Here is a 17679-nt window from a genome sequence, read left to right as displayed (position 1 = left end):
TCAGCGTTCCTGCTTTTTCAGCAGCAGCACAGAGAGCAGCAGGAAGGCAAAGCCGAACAGCATCAAAATGACGATATCCGTCCAGAGCTCGGAAAGCCCCAGCGATTTCGTGAAACTGCCGACACTGATCTGCTGGAAATAGGGTGCGGGGAAAAACTGGCTCATGAATTTTGCGCCACCGCCGAGGCTGGAAACCGGGGTGAGGAAGCCGGAAAAATTCATGGTCAGCAGCATCGTGACAATCGCCGCGGCGAACACGGCGGCAATCTGGCTGCGGACGAAGGTGGAAACCAGCATCCCGAGGCCTGTTGTCGTCCAGACATAGATCAGTGCTCCGCACGTCAAGGCGACCACCGATCCTTTGAGCGGAACGCCAAAAACCCCGATGACAACAAGGGTGAGCGTGATAAAGCTGAGAAAGGAAATAACCACATAGGGAAGCTGCTTTCCCAGCAGGAACTCGCTTCGGGAAACCGGTGTCGCGTAAAAATTGGTAATCGATCCGAGTTCTTTCTCACGCACGATGGCAACTGCCGTCAGCATCGAGGGGATCAGCCCGCAGAGCAGCATGATCACCCCCGGCGTGATGGCATAGGTGCTTTTGAATGCCTGGTTATAAAGATAACGGATATTGGTATCGACAACCCCGGCCGCCGGTTCAACGCCATATGTCCGGCGAGCAAGATCAATCACATATTGTTGCACCACACCTTCCACATAGCCTCGCATTGTCTCGGCCCGAAAGGTCATTGCCCCATCAATTTCCACAGAGATTTCCGGATGGCGGCCCGTCAGCAGATCCCGTCCAAAGCCGGATGGGATTTCGATGACGGCCTGCGCTTCGGCGCGTTTCAGCATCTGCTCCGCCGCTTCAGGCGTTGCGACAGCTGGTTGCTCTGAAAAGTAACGGGATCCACGAAAATTCTCGAGAAGCTGGCGGCTTTCGATACTTCTGTCCTGATCCAGGGCGACAAAGGGCATATCCTCCACATCGAAGGAAATGCCATAGCCGAAGGTAATCATCAGCAGGATCGGCCCCAGCATCGCAAAAGCCAGACGGATCGGATCGCGGATCAACTCCTTCGTCTCGCGCCTTGCATAGGCCAGCATGGCGCGGAGGCGGAACCTGCCCCTATGTGCGGGGGGACCACCGACGGCGGCGGCATCCGCAAGACCGGACGGCCCGTCTTCTGCTTCATCGCTTGCAAGGCCGCTCGCCTCCTTCAGATAATCGACGAAGGCGTCATCAAGACTGGCCGCGCCACGGCGCTCTTTCAACTCCTCCGGCGTGTCGACGGCCAGCACTTTCCCGGCATGCATCAGGGAGATACGGTCGCAGCGTTCCGCCTCGTTCATGAAATGCGTGGAGATGAAGATTGTCACCCCCTCCTCCCGCGACAGCGTGATCAGCAGACGCCAGAAATCATCCCGCGCGATGGGATCAACACCCGATGTCGGCTCGTCAAGGATCAGTATTTCCGGCCGGTGCAGTACTGCCACGGCAAGCTGGAGACGCTGCTTCACCCCGAGTGGCAGGCTAACCGGACTGGCGTCCTGAACCGCCGCGAGGCCGAACCGTTCCAGCACCGCGTCGATACGTGCGGACATCTCCGCTTTCGGCAAGTCGAACAGATGGGCGTGCAGCTCGATATTCTGATAAACGGTGAGCTCGCCATAAAGCGAAAAGGATTGCGACATATAACCGACGCGCCGACGCGTCTCCATATCACCGGCGTTGAGTATCCTGCCGAACAGCCGCGCCTCCCCCTCGGTCGCCGGGCTGAGGCCCGTCATCATCTTCATGGTCGTTGTCTTGCCGCAACCGTTGGAGCCAAGGAAGCCAAAAATCTCCCCCCGCTCAATGGCAAATTCCACATGATCGACGGCGGTGAAATCACCGAATTTCTTGGTCAGACCGATGGCCTCAATGGCAATCCCGCCTCCGGTTTCGGGACGCGGCGACACGACAACCTCCTGATGCCGGGCCTGCTTTTCTTCCGGCAACAGGCGGATGAAGGCCTCTTCCAGTGTTTTGCCGCCGGTTTTCTCCAGCAGTTCCCGAGGCGCCCCCGCGGCGATGACATGGCCCTCATCCATGGCGGCTATGAAATCAAAGGTCGCCGCCTCCTCCATATAGGCGGTGGCGACAAGGACGCTCATCTCCGGCCGTTCCCGGCGGATATCCCCGATCAGGTCCCAGAACTGGCGGCGGGACAACGGGTCCACTCCGGTTGTCGGTTCATCGAGAATGAGCAGGTCCGGATCATGGATCAGCGCGCAGCAGAGACCGAGCTTCTGCTTCATCCCGCCGGACAGCTTTCCCGCCGGTCTTTTGCGAAAGGGTGCCAGGCCGGTTGCCGCAAGCAATCTGTCGATGCGCCTCTCGCGCTCCGCCCGGCCCTGATCGAACAGACGCCCGAAAAAGCTGAGATTTTCATCAATGCTGAGAGTCGGATAAAGATTTTTACCGAGCCCCTGCGGCATATAGGCAATGCGATAGACGGAGCGCTGGCGATGCGCCCGGTCCGCCATATCGCCACCCAACGCCTCAACCCGGCCCGACTGGATCCGCCGCACGCCCGACGCCAGCGCCAACAATGTCGATTTACCGACCCCATCCGGGCCGATCAGCCCGACCATTTGCCCCGCTGGCAATGTCAGCGTAACATCATCAAGAGCATGAATATCGCCATAGCGATGGGTCACCCCCTGCAGCCGAACAGAAAATGCGGCCGGTTCGCTCATTCGGGCAGCTTGATCTGCAAGGCATCCGGCCAGTCAACCGCAGGCGGGAGCATGACATAGGCATTCCCCCGAATGCCTGTTTTGACACGATCTTCATATTGTACTAGCAGTTCCGGGGAAATGCTAATCTTGACCCGGAACATCAGCTTCTGCCTCTCGTCAGCGGTTTCGACACTGCGCGGGGTGAATTGCGCTTCCGCCGCCACGAAAGACACCCGCGCCGGAATGACATATTCAGGCGCCGGATCAAGGATCAGCCTCGCCTCGCTGCCGATCGCGAGACGGCCCGCATCCGCCGCCGGCAGGAATATCGTCATATAGACATCGGCAAGGTTGAGAAGCGTTAAAATATTGCCACCCGCCGCGATCACTTCCCCCGGCTCGACAAGGCGGTACTGGATCCGGCCGCGCACCGGGGCCCGCAATTCCAGATCTTCAAGCTGGGCGCGGATACGCGCCACCTGCTGTTCCGCTGCGCCGATCATTTCCTCATTTTCGGCGACACGGGCCCGGGCCGAGGTATTCGCCGATTGCGCCGCCTGATATTCTGTCATTCGCTGATCGAGGGTCTGCTTGCTGGCAAAGCTGTCCTTGACAAGCGTTTGCGCTCTCTCCAGCATCTGCCTGGCGAGTTTTAACTGGCTTTCACTACTTTTGACCGCCGCCTCCACATCGGCGCGGTTTTGTTCCAGCCGACGCACATCCGCCTCCGCCGCCCGTAATTGTGCGGTCACTTCTCTGGCATCCAATCGGGCGAGAAGCTGACCGGTTTCTACCATATCGCCTTCCCTGACGAGTACTTCTGCAAGGCGTCCGGCATATTTCGCGGCAATATTGATCTGTGTCGCCTCGATCCGGCCGTTGCTCATGACAATTCCGTCCGGCAGACGGGAGGCCAGTTCTTTCTGCCAATAAACATAACCACCACCCACAAGTGCCAGAAGCAGAACGAGAACAACGATCCATTTCTTCATATCTCTGTTGCTTTCCTGCAAATATGGAACTGCCTTGAACGGAACGTCGCCCTGACCCAACCCTATCCTCGGCCCGGAAGCGGGGCATTGATACGGATCAAGACAATCCTGCAAGATGGACGATTTTACCATGGCCAACGTCGCGACTCAAAGCGCCGACAGAGAGAATTCGCAACTTATGGCTGAAACAACAGCTATCAGGACTTGTAAAGTGCCGACTTGAGGCGTTTCAAAAGTTCTTTTCGTTCCGCATCTGTCTTGCTCTCCAGTTCACTGCGGATATCAAGGCTCAGTTCGGCATATTCATTATGCCAGTCAGGTCGCCCAATGGCTTCCGAGGGTAGACGCGGACGGACTTCCGGCCTTTGTAACGCCCCGCCCTTCAGCGGAAGTTCAAATTCATCATCCAAATTCGGAATGATGATCTGCTGACTGTCAAATCCGCTTTTGACCAGATCATCGCGAAACGCCGCCAGCGATTCCTCCGACCCATGCGTCAGGAAAACCGACTGGCGGACCGGCTGTCGCGCTTTCATCCACAGCACAAGCTCCGCCCCGTCCGCATGTCCGGAATAGACATCTATGGAATGGATCTGCGCCCGGACTATAATTTCCTCGCCCTGTATTTTGACTTTTCTGACCCCCTTTTCCAGCAGCCTGCCGAGCGTTCCCTCGGCCTGATATCCCACCAGCAGAATGGTCGATTCCGTCCGCCAGAGATGGTTTTTCAGATGATGTCGGATCCGGCCCGCATCGCACATTCCACTGGCGGCAAGAATGATGACCCGTCCTGCAAAACGGGAGATCGCCTTGCTTTCATCAACCGTTTCTGTGAAATGAAAGCGTGGGTTTTCAAACGGGTGATCGCCTGTTTCTGCATCGGTCAGTTCGTCAAGATGCTCCCGAAAGACCGATGTGATGCGGATGGCAAGGGGAGAATCAAGAAAAACGGCGGTGCTGCTGATCTCCCCCTTATCCATCAGATAATCCATATCCAGCAAAAGTTCCTGCGTTCTTTCCACCGCAAAGGACGGGATGACAAGCGCCCCGCCGCGGTCCATCGCTTCCGTAATCTCGCGGGCCAGTATCTCGCGTCGCCGGGCCGGGCTTACCGGCGCGCGCTGGCGCCCGCCATAGGTGGATTCACAGATCACATAATCGAATCCGGCCGGGGCATCGGGCCCGCTGTGAAAGAGCTTGTTCTCAGGGCCGATATCCCCCGAAAAGAGCAACCTCAATGTCTCACCTTCTGTTGCAATTTCCAGTTCGATCGACGCCGCACCGAGAATATGTCCCGCATTCCAGTAGCGAGCCCGGACACCCTTTGCGGGGGTCAGCCATTTCTCAAACGCGATAGCGCGTATCTGATCAATCGCGGCCTCCGCATCCTTCCTGGTATAGATCGGCTCAACTGTCGGCCTGCCCCGTTGCTGATTGCGGCGATTAAGACGCTCCACCTCAACTTCCTGAATATAGCCGCTGTCGGGCAGCATATAGCCGAGCAGATCACGGCTCGCCGCCGTCGCATAGACCGGCCCGTCGAAGCCCTGCCGGATCAGCTTCGGGATCATCGCGCCGTGATCGGCATGGGCATGGGTCAGCAGCACAAAATCAATCTTGCGCGGGTCAAAAGGGAAAGAGCCATAGTTCAGCTCCTTCACTGTCTTGGTGCCCTGAAACAACCCGCAATCCACCAGAAACTGCCACTTGCCTGTGCGCACCCAGTAACAGGAGCCGGTTACTGTCCCCGCCGCGCCGCAAAAACGGATGCTGATCGTCATCTGGAAAGCTCCTCTCTGAGCGGCACGAGCAGCAGCTCATGCAAGGGAATATCACTGGTTTCATGTGCAATACTGTCCGTGGCGCGTATCCTCTGGACACCCGACGCCCGCACGGCCTCCAGATCCTCCCGCCGCGCCAGCATGTGAACGGTGATGACGTCAATATTCCCGGCGCCGCGGGCCTTCAGCGTCTTCACCGCCTCGCATATGGTCATGCCGCTCGACATCACATCATCAAGCAGAATAATCCGTCGCCCAGCCAGGTCGCCGCCCTCCGGGAACTCCACCGCAACCTCGCGATCCCCGCTTCGCCGCTTGGCGCCGATGAGATAGGGAAGCGAAAGCGGCGTTGCAATGGCCTTGACCCATTGTTCTGATTCCGCATCAGGTCCGGCGAGGATCACCTCCGTCAGATCTTCTTTACTGAGGGTTTCGGCAATCACCCCCGTCGCCGTCAGGGCATCGGCGCGGCAGTTGCCGAAGACATCCTGCAGGTTGTCGATGCGGTGCAGATGCGGATCGACCGTGACAACCCGGTCAAAATAACGGGCCAGATACTGGCCGATGAGACGTTGGCTAACCGCCTCTCCCGGCGTAAAGGCAATATCCTGTCGCATATAGCAAAGATAGGGGGCCACCAGAACCAGCCGGTTCGCCCCCAACTCCCGGAATGTGGCGGCGGCGAGGGCGAGATGCAGCAGCTTCTCGTTCGGGTGATCAAGGCTGGCGTAAATCACGACGGTGCCTGTCGATGGCTCCACCCGCACCTTGCTTTCGCCATCGGGAAATTTATGAATTTCAATGGGATAGGCATCCACCCCGAGGCTCATGGACAACCCTTTGGCGATTTCCCGATAACCCGGCAGGAAGTGCAGCGAAACTGTTTTCATGCGGCGCCTCCAATCACATATCCGCTTCCCTCGGATGCGAATTTGACCGCAAAATTATAGTCGGAATTAAAACAGGCATGTATACGGTAAAGCGGCTCGCCTGCGCTGACCACATCACCGATTTTGCGGTACAGGTCGATGCCCGCCCCCTTGTCCATCGGCGCCCCCGCAAGACGGGCGAGACGGGCGAGACGGTAGCAGTCGATCGCCAGGACCGTACCATCGCGGGGGGACAGAATGTCATGAGTAAGATTGCCGGGACAGACATCGCCCGCCGCCTTTCCCTGGGCGGTGATGATCCGCTCCATCGCGGCAAGGGCCGCCCCGCTTGCCAGCAGCTCTTTCGCCCGCGCATAGCCCGCGCCGCCGCGAAGCGCCGGATCGGTTTCCAGCAGAGACCCCGCCATGCGGAGGGATTTCTCCCGCAAATCGGCCGGGGCCGCAGGATCATTTTGCAAGACCTGCATTACATCCCGCGCCTCCAGTACCGGGCCGATGCCGCGGCCGACCGGTTGTTCTCCATCCGTGACAATCACCTCAATCGCCAGGCCGATCTGGTCGCCGACGAATTCAAATAGCTTGCGAAGGCGAAGGGCATCCGCGTGGTCACGCACCTTGGCCGACGGGCCGAGCGGCATATCGATCAGAAGATGGGTGGACCCGGCCGCCAGCTTCTTTGACAGGATGGAGGCAACCATCTGTTCCCGCGTATCAATGGCAAGCGGCCGCTCCACCGAGATCAGGATATCATCCGCCGGGGACAGGTTGACATGCCCGCCCCAGACAATGCAGCCGTTGCATTCCTCGACCACCCGTCGCATTTCGGGAAGCGACAAATCCACTCGCGCCAGCACCTCCATCGTATCCGCCGTCCCCGCCGGAGAGGTAATCGCCCGCGACGATGTTTTCGGGATCTTCAGCCCATGGGCCGCAACAATCGGCACAATGATCATGGAGGTGCGGTTGCCGGGAATACCACCAATGCAATGCTTGTCAACAACGGCCGGGGCGTCCCAATGCAGCCGGGTTCCCGCCTCCGCCATGGCGCGGGTCAGGGAAAGCATTTCATGGGTCGTCATGAAGCCCGCACAGGAAACCAGAAAGGCAGCGATTTCCCGCTCCGAATAACGATACCCGGCAATGTCCGTGATAATGCTGCGGATCTGCCCCATATCCAGGGTGTGGCCATGTATTTTCTCCCGCAGAAACTCCAGACTCTCCGGTGGTTCCGCGGGCATGATTGTAACGGTCGATCCTTCTTTCAGCTCCATCCGTCGGAAGGCCTGCTCTGACAGGCCCAGCTCATCCGGTCCGACGATAGCTTCATCATCCGTCACCAGTAATGTTGCGAGCAAATGACGATTGTCTCCGCTGATCTCGATCTTTCGCAGAGCCTGAAATTCCTCCGGACGATAGTGATGACAGTTCCGGGCAAGAAACGCGACATTATCGCGATAGGTATCGATGGCGATCCTTTTCAGTTTCAGCATCTTCGTGATGGACCCCGCTGCTATGTCTCCTTCCGCAGTTTGTTCTGGCTGATGAATGAGTGTCAAGCGACACTATGCGCCCTTCATCCCCGTCTTCGTGATATCGGTAAAAACGCACATGGCCTTTAACGGATGCTGGTATTTGCCGCCGTTCCTTTTTATGATCGGCAAAAATAAAAACAGGGGAAGCCGGCATGACCTTATTCAGCAAAATAGAACAATCACACAAAGCCATGATCGAAGGGCGGGATATTCCCTGGCTGCTGCGCCAGTGGGTGGAGCGCTGCCCCGACAAGCCGTTCCTGATCTGGGAGGCATTTGACAAGGCACCCGAAACCTATACTTATGCACGCTTCAGCGCCGAGGTGGAACGTGTCGGCGCCGCCCTTCACACACGCGGCGTCATGAAGGGCGACAAGGTGATGCTGCATCTGGATAACAGCCCCGAGTTTATGATTTCCTGGTTCGCCTGCGCCCGTATCGGCGCCGTGGCAGTGTCCACCAATACCCGGTCGGTCGCCCGCGACATGATCTATTTCGCCGATCATGCGGAGATTGTCGCCGCCATTACGCAACCGTCCTTCGCGGAGCTGGTTTCCTCCTCCGCACCGAACATCAAGTTTCTTGTCCTCACGGACAATAACGCGGGAGAGGACGCGAAAATTCCGGAGAATATCGCCCATGTCCCCTTTGCCGAGATGCTGGCGGAACAGAGCCCCTGCCCCGACCGGCCGGTCGAGCCCTTCGCCGATCTTGGGGTCCAGTTCACGTCCGGCACCACCTCGCGCCCGAAGGCCGTTCTATGGACCCATGCCAACGCCCTCTGGGGCGCACAGATGAATGTTGCCCATATCCGGCTGCGACATGAAGATATCTGCCAATGCTTTCTGCCGCTGTTTCACACCAACGCGCAAAGCTATTCCATGCTGAGCAGCCTCTGGATCGGCGGAACTCTGGTCCTGCAGCCGAAATTTTCCGCCTCCCGATTCTGGGATGTGGCCATCCGCAACAAATGCAGCTGGGCCTCCATCATCCATTTCTGCGTCAACGCCCTGCTGGCGCAGGAGCCACCGGCAGAACATAGCTTCCGCGTCTGGGGCGCCGGCACCCGCATTCCGGCCGCCATGGAAAAATTTTCAATAAAGATGCTTGGCTGGTGGGGCATGACGGAAACCATCACGCACGGGATTGTCACAGATATGGACCATCCGGGAACGGGAGCGACAATCGGCCGTGTTTCCCCGGGTTTTGAAATCGACATCCGCGATCCGGAAACCGGGGCGCATATCAAACCGGGCGAGCGCGGCCTTCTCTATATCCGGGGGACGCGCGGGGTCAATCTGTTCAAGGAATATTACAAAAACCCCGAAGCCAATGCCAAATCCTTCGATGCGGACGGCTGGTTCGAGACCGGCGATTACGTGCGCATGCATGAAAATGGCAATCTCTTCTTCGGGGACCGGGAAAAGGACATGCTGAAAATCGGCGCGGAGAATGTCGCCGCCTCCGAGATTGAGACCGTAATTATGGAAACCGGCTGGGTCAAGGAATGCGCCGTCGTCGGGCAGAAGCATTATATGCTGGATGAAGTGCCCGTCGTCTTTGTCCGCCCCAATCCGGGCGCGCCGGATGATCTTGAAACGCAGATCATCGATGTCTGCCGCCAAAACCTTGCCGATTTCAAGGTTGTGCGCTCGGTAATCGTCGTTGAAGATTTCCCAAGGTCAACCCTTGAAAAAATCGCCAAGAATGAATTGCGGACACGCCTGCCCGCCATCGAGGCAGAAAAAAGAGGCTGAAAATGACCAAAATCTGTATTTATGGCGCCGGAGCCATCGGCGGCATCGCCGGGGCATTGCTGGCAAAAAAAGGGGAAGCGGACGTTTCCCTCATTGCTCGCGGGCCGCATCTGGCGGCGATCCGGGAAAAGGGGCTTCGCATCGAGGGTGTCGCCGGTAATTTCACCATCAAGGACATCCGCGCGACCGACAATCCGGCCGACCTCGGGCCGCAGGATTATGTGATCATCGCCCTCAAAACCTACTCCGTTGCGCCAATCCTCGATCAGCTCCAGCATCTGTTGCATTCCGAAACGGTGGTGGTGACGGCGCAGAACGGCATTCCCTGGTGGTATTGCTTCGGGCTTGAGGGCGCGCTCAGCAACCGGCGCATTCCCGCGACCGACCCCGGCGACTTGCTGTGGCAGGGGATCGGGCCCGAGCGGGTGATCGGCGCCGTTATCTATCAGGCGGCCGCCATTCGCGAACCCGGCGTGATCGACCATATGAACGGGCTGCGCTTTCTGCTGGGGGAGCCAACGGGAGAAATAACCGAGCGGGCGGAGCAGCTCTCGCGTCTGCTGCAATCGGCGGGCCTCGATGCGCCGGTGCGGCCTGACATCCGCTCCGACATCTGGGTCAAGCTGTGGGGCAATCTCAGTTTCAATCCCATCTCGGCGCTGACCGGTTCGACCCTTGACCGCATCACGCGGGAGCCGGAAGTGCGCGCCCTCGCCCGCCAGATGATGATCGAAGGACAGAGCATCGCCGAAGCCTTCGGAACCCGCTTCGACATTGATGTGGATACGCGTCTTGATCAGGCCTCCAAGGTCGGTCCGCACAAGACATCCATGCTGGTCGATCTGGAAAACGGGCGGCAGATGGAGATTGATACGCTGCTGACCGCCCTGCAGGAGCTTGCGATCCTCGCGGACCGGAAAACGCCCACCATTGATGTTGTGGCAACCCTGCTACGTCAGAAGGCGCGCATGCTCGGCCTCTATCCTTCCGGGGAATAGACATCACACCTCCGACCGGGCGCTTTCTCGCGGACCGATGCGGCATACATCAGCATTCGTTTATGTGCATTGACGCCATCCGGGCGCCGGGCATAAACTTGTGTACGATCACATAACACAATCATCAGAACTAACAGGTCGCGGGAACCCCCCTCAGGAGAACATCAATGGCCGAAGCCGCCTATATCTATGACGCCATTCGCACGCCCCGCTCAAAGGGCAAGGCGGATGGATCGCTTAATGAAGTCAAACCCATTCAGCTTGTCACCACCCTGCTTCATGAAATGCAGCAGCGCCATGATCTGGATACCGCGCGTGTCGATGACGTGATGATGGGCTGTGTCGCACCGGTTATGGAACAGGGGGCCGTGCTACCGAAAATCGCCCTGCAGGCCGCCGGATGGGATGAAAGCGTCCCGGGCGCGCAGCTCAACCGTTTCTGCGCCTCCGGCCTTGATACCTTCAACACGGCGGCGGCAAAAATCGCCAGCGGCTGGGAAGATCTTGTCTGCGCGGGCGGCTTCGAGAGCATGAGCCGGGTGCCCATGGGCAGCGACGGTGGCCCCTTCGCGGAGGATCCGGAAACCGTGCTCAAAACCGGTTTCGTGCCGCAGGGCATCGGCGCCGACCTGATCGCCACCATCGAAGGCTGGAACCGCGATGATGTGGACCAGTTCGCCGTCCGCAGCCAGAAGCTCGCCGCCCAGGCGCGCGATAACGGCTGGTTCGATCGCTCCGTCGTGCCGGTTCGTGATGAAAACGGCCTCGTCATTCTGGAGCGGGATGACTTCATCAAGCCCGACACCGATATGCAGGCGCTCGGCAGTCTGAAGCCAAGCTTCATGGGGCCCGGCGCCATGGGCTATGATGACGTCGCCCTCGCCCGCTATCCGCATGTGGAGCGGATCAACCATGTGCATACGCCGGGTAATTCCTCCGGCATTGTGGATGGCGCATCGCTGATCCTGCTCGGGAACGAGGCGGCGGGCAAGGATCTTGGCCTTAACCCGCGCGGGCGGGTTGTTTCCATCGCCCTCACCGCGACGGACCCGACCATCATGCTGACCGGCCCCGGCCCGGCGTCGAAAAAGGCGCTCGCCAAAGCGGGGCTAACCATGGACGATATCGACCTTGTGGAAATCAACGAGGCCTTTGCCTCCGTCGCGCTGCGCTTGCAAAAGGACCTCAATGTGCCGGACGAGAAGCTGAATGTGGTTGGCGGCGCCATCGCCATGGGCCATCCGCTCGGCGCCACCGGCGGCTGTCTCGTCTCGACCATGCTCGACGAGCTGGAGCGGCGCAAGCTGAAGCGGGCGCTGATCTGCATGTGTGTCGGCGGCGGCATGGGCATCGCCTCCATCATCGAACGTGTGTAGGGGGACACGAAATGACCGGATTTATTTATGAAAAAGACGCCGACGGCATTGTCACCATCACGATGGACATGCCGGGTCAATCGGCAAATACCATGAGCGACGCCTATGACGGCTTCATGAGTGAGACCATCTCCCGGCTGGAGGCAGAAGACGGACTGACCGGCGTTGTTATCGCCTCCGCCAAGAATACCTTTTTTGCCGGGGCGGACCTTAACTCCATCCTCGATACCGGCACGACGAGCGCGGATTTCTTCGTCTATATCGAAAAGTCGAAAGGCTATTTCCGGCGGATCGAGAAACTGCCGGTCCCCGTTGTCGCGGCGATCAACGGCGCGGCGCTCGGCGGCGGGTATGAGCTTTGCCTCGCCTGCAACCGGCGCATCGTTGTGGATAATCCGAAGGCCATTGTCGGTCTGCCGGAAGTGACGCTCGGTCTGTTGCCGGGCGCGGGCGGTGTGGTGCGCCTGACCGCTTTGCTCGGCCTTGAAAAAGCTCTGCCGCGCCTGCTGGAAGGCAAGCCCGCCAAACCAGCCGACGCCCTGAAAGAAGGCATGGTTGATGAGATGGTCGGGGCGGAAGAACAGCTGGTTCCCGCGGCAAAAGCCTGGATCAAGGCAAACCCCGATGCCGCGGCGCAGCCCTGGGATCGCAAGGGATTCAAATATCCGGGCGGCAATGCGGATGCGCCGAATGTGCGCATGACCACTGTAGTCGCCCCGACACTGCTTTACAAGAAAACCCGCGGACGGATGCCCGCGCCGGAAAAAATCCTCGATATCGCCGTCAACTCCATGCGTATGGGTTTCGATAGCGCGCTGCGCGCCGAAAGTCGGGGAATTTGCAAGCTGATCACGACGCCGGAGGCGCGGGCCGCCATCGGAACCTTTTTCTTTGGCCTGAACGGCATCAAGAACGGCAAGCATCGCCCCGCGGGAGATCGCTGGCAGGCAGGCTCCTCTGCTATCCTCGGTGCCGGGATGATGGGTGCCGGAATTGCCTTCGCCCATGCCGCACGCGGCCTGCCCGCCTGGCTGAAGGATATGGACATCGCCAAGGCGGAAAAAGGCAAGGCCTATTCCGAAGGGCTGGTGACCAAGGGCATCAAACGCGGCCAGATGGATGAAGCGAAAGGCAAAGCCCTTCTCGACCGGATCAAGCCGACGGAAAATGATGCCGACTACAAAGGAGCCGACATCATCATCGAAGCGGTGTTTGAAGATATCGCCCTCAAGGAAAAGGTCATTCCCGCCACCTTCAAACAGCTCGGGGACACGGGTATCTATGGCTCCAACACCTCGACACTGCCGATTTCCCTGCTGGCCGAAAGCTGTCCGGACCCGAGCCGTTTCATCGGCATTCATTTCTTCTCCCCCGTCGACAAGATGCAACTCGTTGAACTGATTGTTGGTGAGAAAACCAGCGAGGAAACGGTGCGCAAGGCCTATGACTATGTCATGCAGATCGGCAAGACCCCGATCATCGTCAATGACAGCCGCGGCTTCTTCACTTCCCGCGTGTTTGGCACCTATACCGACGAAGGGGCGAGCCTCGTCATCGACGGGGTTGATCCGGTCCTGATCGAGCGGGCGGCCTGGCTCGCCGGGATGCCGGTCGGCCCCCTCGCCGTTTCCGATGAAGTCAGCCTGATCCTGCAGAAGAAGGTCTATGATACCCATCAGGTGCTGGATCAGCGTCTCGGCGTGACAGACGGCTATCCCGCGGACATGACCGCGACCGTCGCTGTCACTCACAAAATGGTCGAAATGGAGCGCGGCGGCCGTCAGTATGGCGGCGGTTTCTACGACTATGGCGCGGACGGCGGCAAAAGTCTGTGGCCAGGCATCCGGCAGTTTGCGCGCGGCAACAGCGACATCCCCTTGCAGGATGTCGAAGACCGGCTGATCTACCGCCAGGTGATCGAGACCCTCCGCTGCTATAACGAAGGGGTTCTGCGCAACGAAGTGGAGGCCAATGTCGGCTCCATTTTCGGGATTGGTTTTCCGGCCTATACGGGCGGCGCGCTACAATTCGTGCAGGGTGTCGGGGTTGAGGCTTTCGCAAAACGTGCGGGCGAACTCACTGAAGCCTATGGCGACCGTTTCGCCTTGCCAAGCGCGGCGCTTGATAAGCTGCGGGAAGATAAAGAAAAAGCCGCATAGCTCTGATTATATTATAAAAACCTACCAAAGCCGCCGCCGGGTCATCCCGTGGCGGCTTTTCCTTTTGCGTCTGCGAACTATGAGAAAATGTGACCGGCATTACATTATGCCGGCTTGCAATATAGTATACTATACTTATTATATATGAACCTTAATATAAGGAACGCATATATGCAAAATCCGGAAGAGAGTATCGGCTTTCTGATCAATGATGTTGCCCGCCTGATGCGTCGCAACTTCAATCGCCGGGCGCAGAACCTCGGCCTGTCGCAAGCCCAGTGGCAGGCCCTCGCCTATTTGCGCCGTCAGGAAGGGGTGAAACAGGTCACCCTGGCCGATACGCTGGAAATTCAGCCCATCACCCTCGCCCGCCTGATCGACCGGCTGGAGGAAGCGGGCCTTGTCTCCCGCCAGCCCGACCCGAATGACCGCCGCGCGATCCGGCTATATCTCACAGACAAGGCCGAGCCCCTGCTGCGCGAGATGCAGGAAATGTCCGCAGAAACAAAGCGGCAGGCGACAATGGCCCTGACCGATGACGCGCGTAATCAATTCATCGCCACACTGCAGCAGGTCAAGCAGAGCCTGTTGTGCGCCGAGAGTCAGATTGAAGGAGAGGCCGACAGCCTTCCCGACTCCGCGAGCAATACCAAGAAGAGAGCCTATTAATGGAAAACAAGACCGATAACGGACAAATGAGCGAGACGAAAGAGGCCTCATTGCCCAGTGAAACACGGCCGATCGTAAAAAACAGACCCCGGGTAATTCGTAATACCCTGCTGTTGCTGGGCCCGCTGCTGGTGATTCTTGTCGGCGGATATCTCTATTTCACCGGCGGACGGTTCGTCGAAACCGACAATGCCTATGTGAAATCGGACAAGGTTTCAATTGCCGCCGAGGTGTCGGGCCTCATCGCCAGTGTGTCTGTCCGGGAGAACCAACATGTCGCCAAGGGGGACGAGCTGTTCCGTATTGATGACCGCCCCTACCGGATCGCCATCACGGCGGCGGAGGCCGGCCTGGCCAACGCCCGCGACAAAATCGCCAGCCTGAAAGCCAATTATCGCCAGAAACAGGGGGAACTTGCCCTCGCCCGCACCAATATCGCCTTCGCACAGAAAGAATATGGGCGGCAGGAAAAGCTGATTGCCAGTAGCGCCGTCTCGCGCAGCAAGCTGGACGCCACCCGCCATGATCTTGATGTTGCGCGCCAGCAGCTCGATGTCATCAAGCAGGAAATTTCCGAGATTACGGCGCAGCTTGGCGGCAATCCGGATATTCCGGTGGCGGAACATGCCCTCTATCTTGCCGCCATGGCGGACAAGGACAAGGCATTGCTCGATCTGGAACGCACGGTCGTGCGCGCGCCTTTTGACGGCATCGCCAGCAATACCCCGCAAATCGGCCAGCAGGTGATTGGCAACGGCGCCTTCAGCAGCGCGGTCATGAGCCTGATCTCCGACCGGGACATCTGGATCGAAGCCAATTTCAAGGAAACCGACCTGACCCATGTCCGGCCGGGGCAAAAGGTGACGGTCACCGTCGATACCTATCCGGACCAGACATGGGACGGCACGGTCGAAAGCCTTTCCCAGGCGACCGGCGCGGAATTTTCCGTCATCCCGCCGCAGAATGCCACGGGCAACTGGGTCAAGGTCGTACAGCGTATTCCCGTGCGGGTCCGGCTCGACGCGCGCCAAGAGGAACTGCCCCTGCGTGCCGGGATGAGCAGCCTTGTCGAGATTGATACCGGCTACAGCCGCCCGATGCCGGACGTGATCCGCACGGCGCTTGGCTGGATCGGCGAAACACCGCTGGCGACCGCAGATGAGGCGCCACGCAGCAAATGAGCATCATTACGGCCAGTCCCGCCCCGGGGGAGGAGACAACCCCCTTCGGCCGCGCCATGATCACCGCCTCCGTCATGCTGGCGACGATCATGCAGGCGCTGGATACCACGATCGCCAATGTCGCCCTGCCGCATATGCAGGGGACCATGTCGGCGACGCAGGACCAGATTTCCTGGGTACTGACCAGCTACATCGTTGCCGCCGCCATCATGACGCCGCCGACCGGCGTGCTGGCGGCCCGCCTCGGCCGCAGACGGCTGTTCCTCATCATGGTGATCGGCTTCACGATTACCTCCATGCTCTGCGGCGCGGCGGCCTCCCTCACCGAGATTGTCGTCTTCCGGCTGTTACAGGGTGTGTTCGGGGCCGGGCTTGTGCCGCTGTCGCAGGCTATTCTGCTCGACACCTATCCGACGGAGAAGCACGGATCGGCCATGGCCATCTGGGGCATGGGCGTGATGGTCGGACCGATCCTCGGCCCCACGCTCGGGGGATATCTGACGGAATATTATAACTGGCGCTGGGTTTTTTATATCAATCTCCCCTTCGGCATTCTCGCCCTGCTCGGCATTCTCGCCTTTGTCCCCGAAACCGTGCGCAACAAGGCGCGGCATTTTGACTATATCGGCTTTGCCCTGCTCAGCCTCGCCATCGGCTCGCTGCAACTGATGCTGGATCGCGGGGAGTCTCAGGACTGGTTCTCCTCACGGGAGATCATCATCGAGGCTGTCGTCGCCGGGCTGTGCTTCTATATGTTCCTCGTGCATATGTTCACGGCGAAGGCGCCTTTTATCGAGCCCGGCCTGTTCCGCGACCGTAATTTCGCCATCGGCCTCATGCTGATCTTTATGGTCGGCATCATCCTGCTGGCGACCATGGCGTTGCTTCCCCCATTTCTGCAGAGCTTGCTTGAATTCCCCGCCCTCACCACCGGCTATGTGCTGGCCCCGCGCGGCATCGGCACGATGATCGCCATGGTCTTTATCGGCCGGGTTATCGGCCGCATCGACAGCCGTTTTCTAATCTTCTTCGGCATCTGCATGACGGCCCTGTCTCTCTATGAGATGTCGCGTTTCAACATGGATGTCAGCATTGCCGCCATTGTCTGGACCGGGATCATTCAGGGGGTCGGGCTTGGATTCATTTTCGTACCGCTCAGCACCCTCACCTTTTCAACCCTCGCCGCCCATTACCGCAATGACGGCACCGCCATGTTCAGCCTGGTGCGCAATATCGGCAGCAGCATCGGGATTTCTATCGTTTTCACAATGCTGAGCCGGAATACGCAGATCAATCACGCCACCCTATCCGAAAACCTGACCCCCTTCCACGATGCCATGCAGTCACCCTGGCTGCCGCAGGCATGGAACTATCACATTCCATCGGGCCTTGCCGCGCTAAACGGCGAGGTCACACGCCAGGCGTCGATGATTGCCTATCTCAATGATTTTACCCTGATGATGTGGGTCATGCTGGCGGCGGCACCGCTGTTACTGTTTCTCAAAAGGCCCGGTAAAAATGCGCCTTCTCCCGTCGCTATGTCGGAATAGCCATTGCCAGGTCGGGCGATTAAGCCCAAAATAGGCTGTAATAAAGACAAGAACATAGCCAATGTCG

At 58.9% G+C, this 17679-nt stretch carries 12 protein-coding genes; 7 read left to right on the top strand and 5 right to left on the bottom strand.

The window, feature by feature from the left end; genetic code table 11:
* From rbbA to CMN55_RS02425, 5 genes are all read right to left on the bottom strand, one after another.
* Entirely contained in the window at positions 1-2745 is a 2745-nt protein-coding gene (gene rbbA / locus CMN55_RS02445; RefSeq protein ID WP_293947953.1) for a ribosome-associated ATPase/putative transporter RbbA, read from the bottom strand.
* Positions 2742-3719, bottom strand: a complete 978-nt coding sequence (locus CMN55_RS02440) for an HlyD family secretion protein (protein ID WP_293947952.1) — start codon at positions 3717-3719, stop codon at positions 2742-2744. The genes rbbA and CMN55_RS02440 overlap by 4 nt, the downstream gene beginning before the upstream one ends.
* A gap of 197 nt (positions 3720-3916) precedes the next feature.
* Positions 3917-5500, bottom strand: a complete 1584-nt coding sequence (locus tag CMN55_RS02435) for an MBL fold metallo-hydrolase RNA specificity domain-containing protein (protein ID WP_293947951.1) — start codon at positions 5498-5500, stop codon at positions 3917-3919.
* The gene (locus tag CMN55_RS02430) at positions 5497-6390 is read right to left on the bottom strand and encodes a ribose-phosphate diphosphokinase (RefSeq protein ID WP_293947950.1); all 894 of its coding nucleotides are present in this window, start codon (positions 6388-6390) and stop codon (positions 5497-5499) included. Before CMN55_RS02430 ends, CMN55_RS02435 begins: the two co-directional genes overlap by 4 nt.
* On the bottom strand, positions 6387-7904 hold the full coding sequence (locus tag CMN55_RS02425; protein WP_366931955.1) for a thymidine phosphorylase family protein: 1518 nt from the start codon (positions 7902-7904) through the stop codon (positions 6387-6389). The genes CMN55_RS02430 and CMN55_RS02425 overlap by 4 nt, the downstream gene beginning before the upstream one ends.
* Positions 7905-8074: 170 nt before the next feature.
* Between CMN55_RS02425 and CMN55_RS02420 the strand changes: the two genes are divergently transcribed.
* The 7 genes from CMN55_RS02420 to CMN55_RS02390 all read left to right on the top strand — a co-directional run bounded on the left by CMN55_RS02420 (position 8075) and on the right by CMN55_RS02390 (position 17612).
* The gene (locus tag CMN55_RS02420) at positions 8075-9679 is read left to right on the top strand and encodes an AMP-binding protein (protein ID WP_293947948.1); all 1605 of its coding nucleotides are present in this window, start codon (positions 8075-8077) and stop codon (positions 9677-9679) included.
* A 2-nt stretch (positions 9680-9681) separates the two neighbouring features.
* A complete protein-coding gene (locus CMN55_RS02415; protein WP_293947947.1) occupies positions 9682-10677 on the top strand; it encodes a 2-dehydropantoate 2-reductase in 996 nt (331 codons plus the stop codon).
* Between the two features lie 167 nt (positions 10678-10844).
* The gene (locus CMN55_RS02410; RefSeq protein ID WP_293947946.1) at positions 10845-12053 is read left to right on the top strand and encodes an acetyl-CoA C-acetyltransferase; all 1209 of its coding nucleotides are present in this window, start codon (positions 10845-10847) and stop codon (positions 12051-12053) included.
* An 11-nt stretch (positions 12054-12064) separates the two neighbouring features.
* A complete protein-coding gene (locus tag CMN55_RS02405) occupies positions 12065-14212 on the top strand; it encodes a 3-hydroxyacyl-CoA dehydrogenase NAD-binding domain-containing protein (protein WP_293947945.1) in 2148 nt (715 codons plus the stop codon).
* Positions 14213-14383: 171 nt separating this feature from the next.
* Positions 14384-14881 carry a MarR family winged helix-turn-helix transcriptional regulator gene (locus tag CMN55_RS02400; protein ID WP_293947944.1) on the top strand — a complete coding sequence of 166 codons (498 nt, stop codon included), beginning with the start codon at positions 14384-14386 and terminating at the stop codon, positions 14879-14881.
* On the top strand, positions 14881-16062 hold the full coding sequence (locus tag CMN55_RS02395) for an HlyD family secretion protein (protein ID WP_293947943.1): 1182 nt from the start codon (positions 14881-14883) through the stop codon (positions 16060-16062). The genes CMN55_RS02400 and CMN55_RS02395 overlap by 1 nt, the downstream gene beginning before the upstream one ends.
* Entirely contained in the window at positions 16059-17612 is a 1554-nt protein-coding gene (locus CMN55_RS02390; protein WP_293947942.1) for a DHA2 family efflux MFS transporter permease subunit, read from the top strand. Before CMN55_RS02395 ends, CMN55_RS02390 begins: the two co-directional genes overlap by 4 nt.
* Positions 17613-17679 lie beyond the last annotated feature (67 nt).

Origin of the sequence: Sneathiella sp., from assembly GCF_002694385.1 — a bacterium.
GTDB lineage: Bacteria > Pseudomonadota > Alphaproteobacteria > Sneathiellales > Sneathiellaceae > Sneathiella.
The sequence above is the reverse complement of the archived record's forward strand: the minus strand, read 5'-3'. Positions and strand labels throughout refer to the sequence as shown.

What these genes read in the sequence shown, in the direction of transcription:
- CMN55_RS02440 (WP_293947952.1), bottom strand. Translation starts at nt 3,719, where the DNA reads ATGAAGAAATGGATCGTTGTTCTCGTTCTGCTTCTGGCACTTGTGGGT.
- CMN55_RS02390 (WP_293947942.1), top strand. Translation starts at nt 16,059, where the DNA reads ATGAGCATCATTACGGCCAGTCCCGCCCCGGGGGAGGAGACAACCCCC.
- CMN55_RS02410 (WP_293947946.1), top strand. Translation starts at nt 10,845, where the DNA reads ATGGCCGAAGCCGCCTATATCTATGACGCCATTCGCACGCCCCGCTCA.
- CMN55_RS02405 (WP_293947945.1), top strand. Translation starts at nt 12,065, where the DNA reads ATGACCGGATTTATTTATGAAAAAGACGCCGACGGCATTGTCACCATC.
- CMN55_RS02430 (WP_293947950.1), bottom strand. Translation starts at nt 6,390, where the DNA reads ATGAAAACAGTTTCGCTGCACTTCCTGCCGGGTTATCGGGAAATCGCC.
- CMN55_RS02435 (WP_293947951.1), bottom strand. Translation starts at nt 5,500, where the DNA reads ATGACGATCAGCATCCGTTTTTGCGGCGCGGCGGGGACAGTAACCGGC.
- CMN55_RS02395 (WP_293947943.1), top strand. Translation starts at nt 14,881, where the DNA reads ATGGAAAACAAGACCGATAACGGACAAATGAGCGAGACGAAAGAGGCC.
- CMN55_RS02400 (WP_293947944.1), top strand. Translation starts at nt 14,384, where the DNA reads ATGCAAAATCCGGAAGAGAGTATCGGCTTTCTGATCAATGATGTTGCC.
- rbbA (WP_293947953.1), bottom strand. Translation starts at nt 2,745, where the DNA reads ATGAGCGAACCGGCCGCATTTTCTGTTCGGCTGCAGGGGGTGACCCAT.
- CMN55_RS02415 (WP_293947947.1), top strand. Translation starts at nt 9,682, where the DNA reads ATGACCAAAATCTGTATTTATGGCGCCGGAGCCATCGGCGGCATCGCC.
- CMN55_RS02420 (WP_293947948.1), top strand. Translation starts at nt 8,075, where the DNA reads ATGACCTTATTCAGCAAAATAGAACAATCACACAAAGCCATGATCGAA.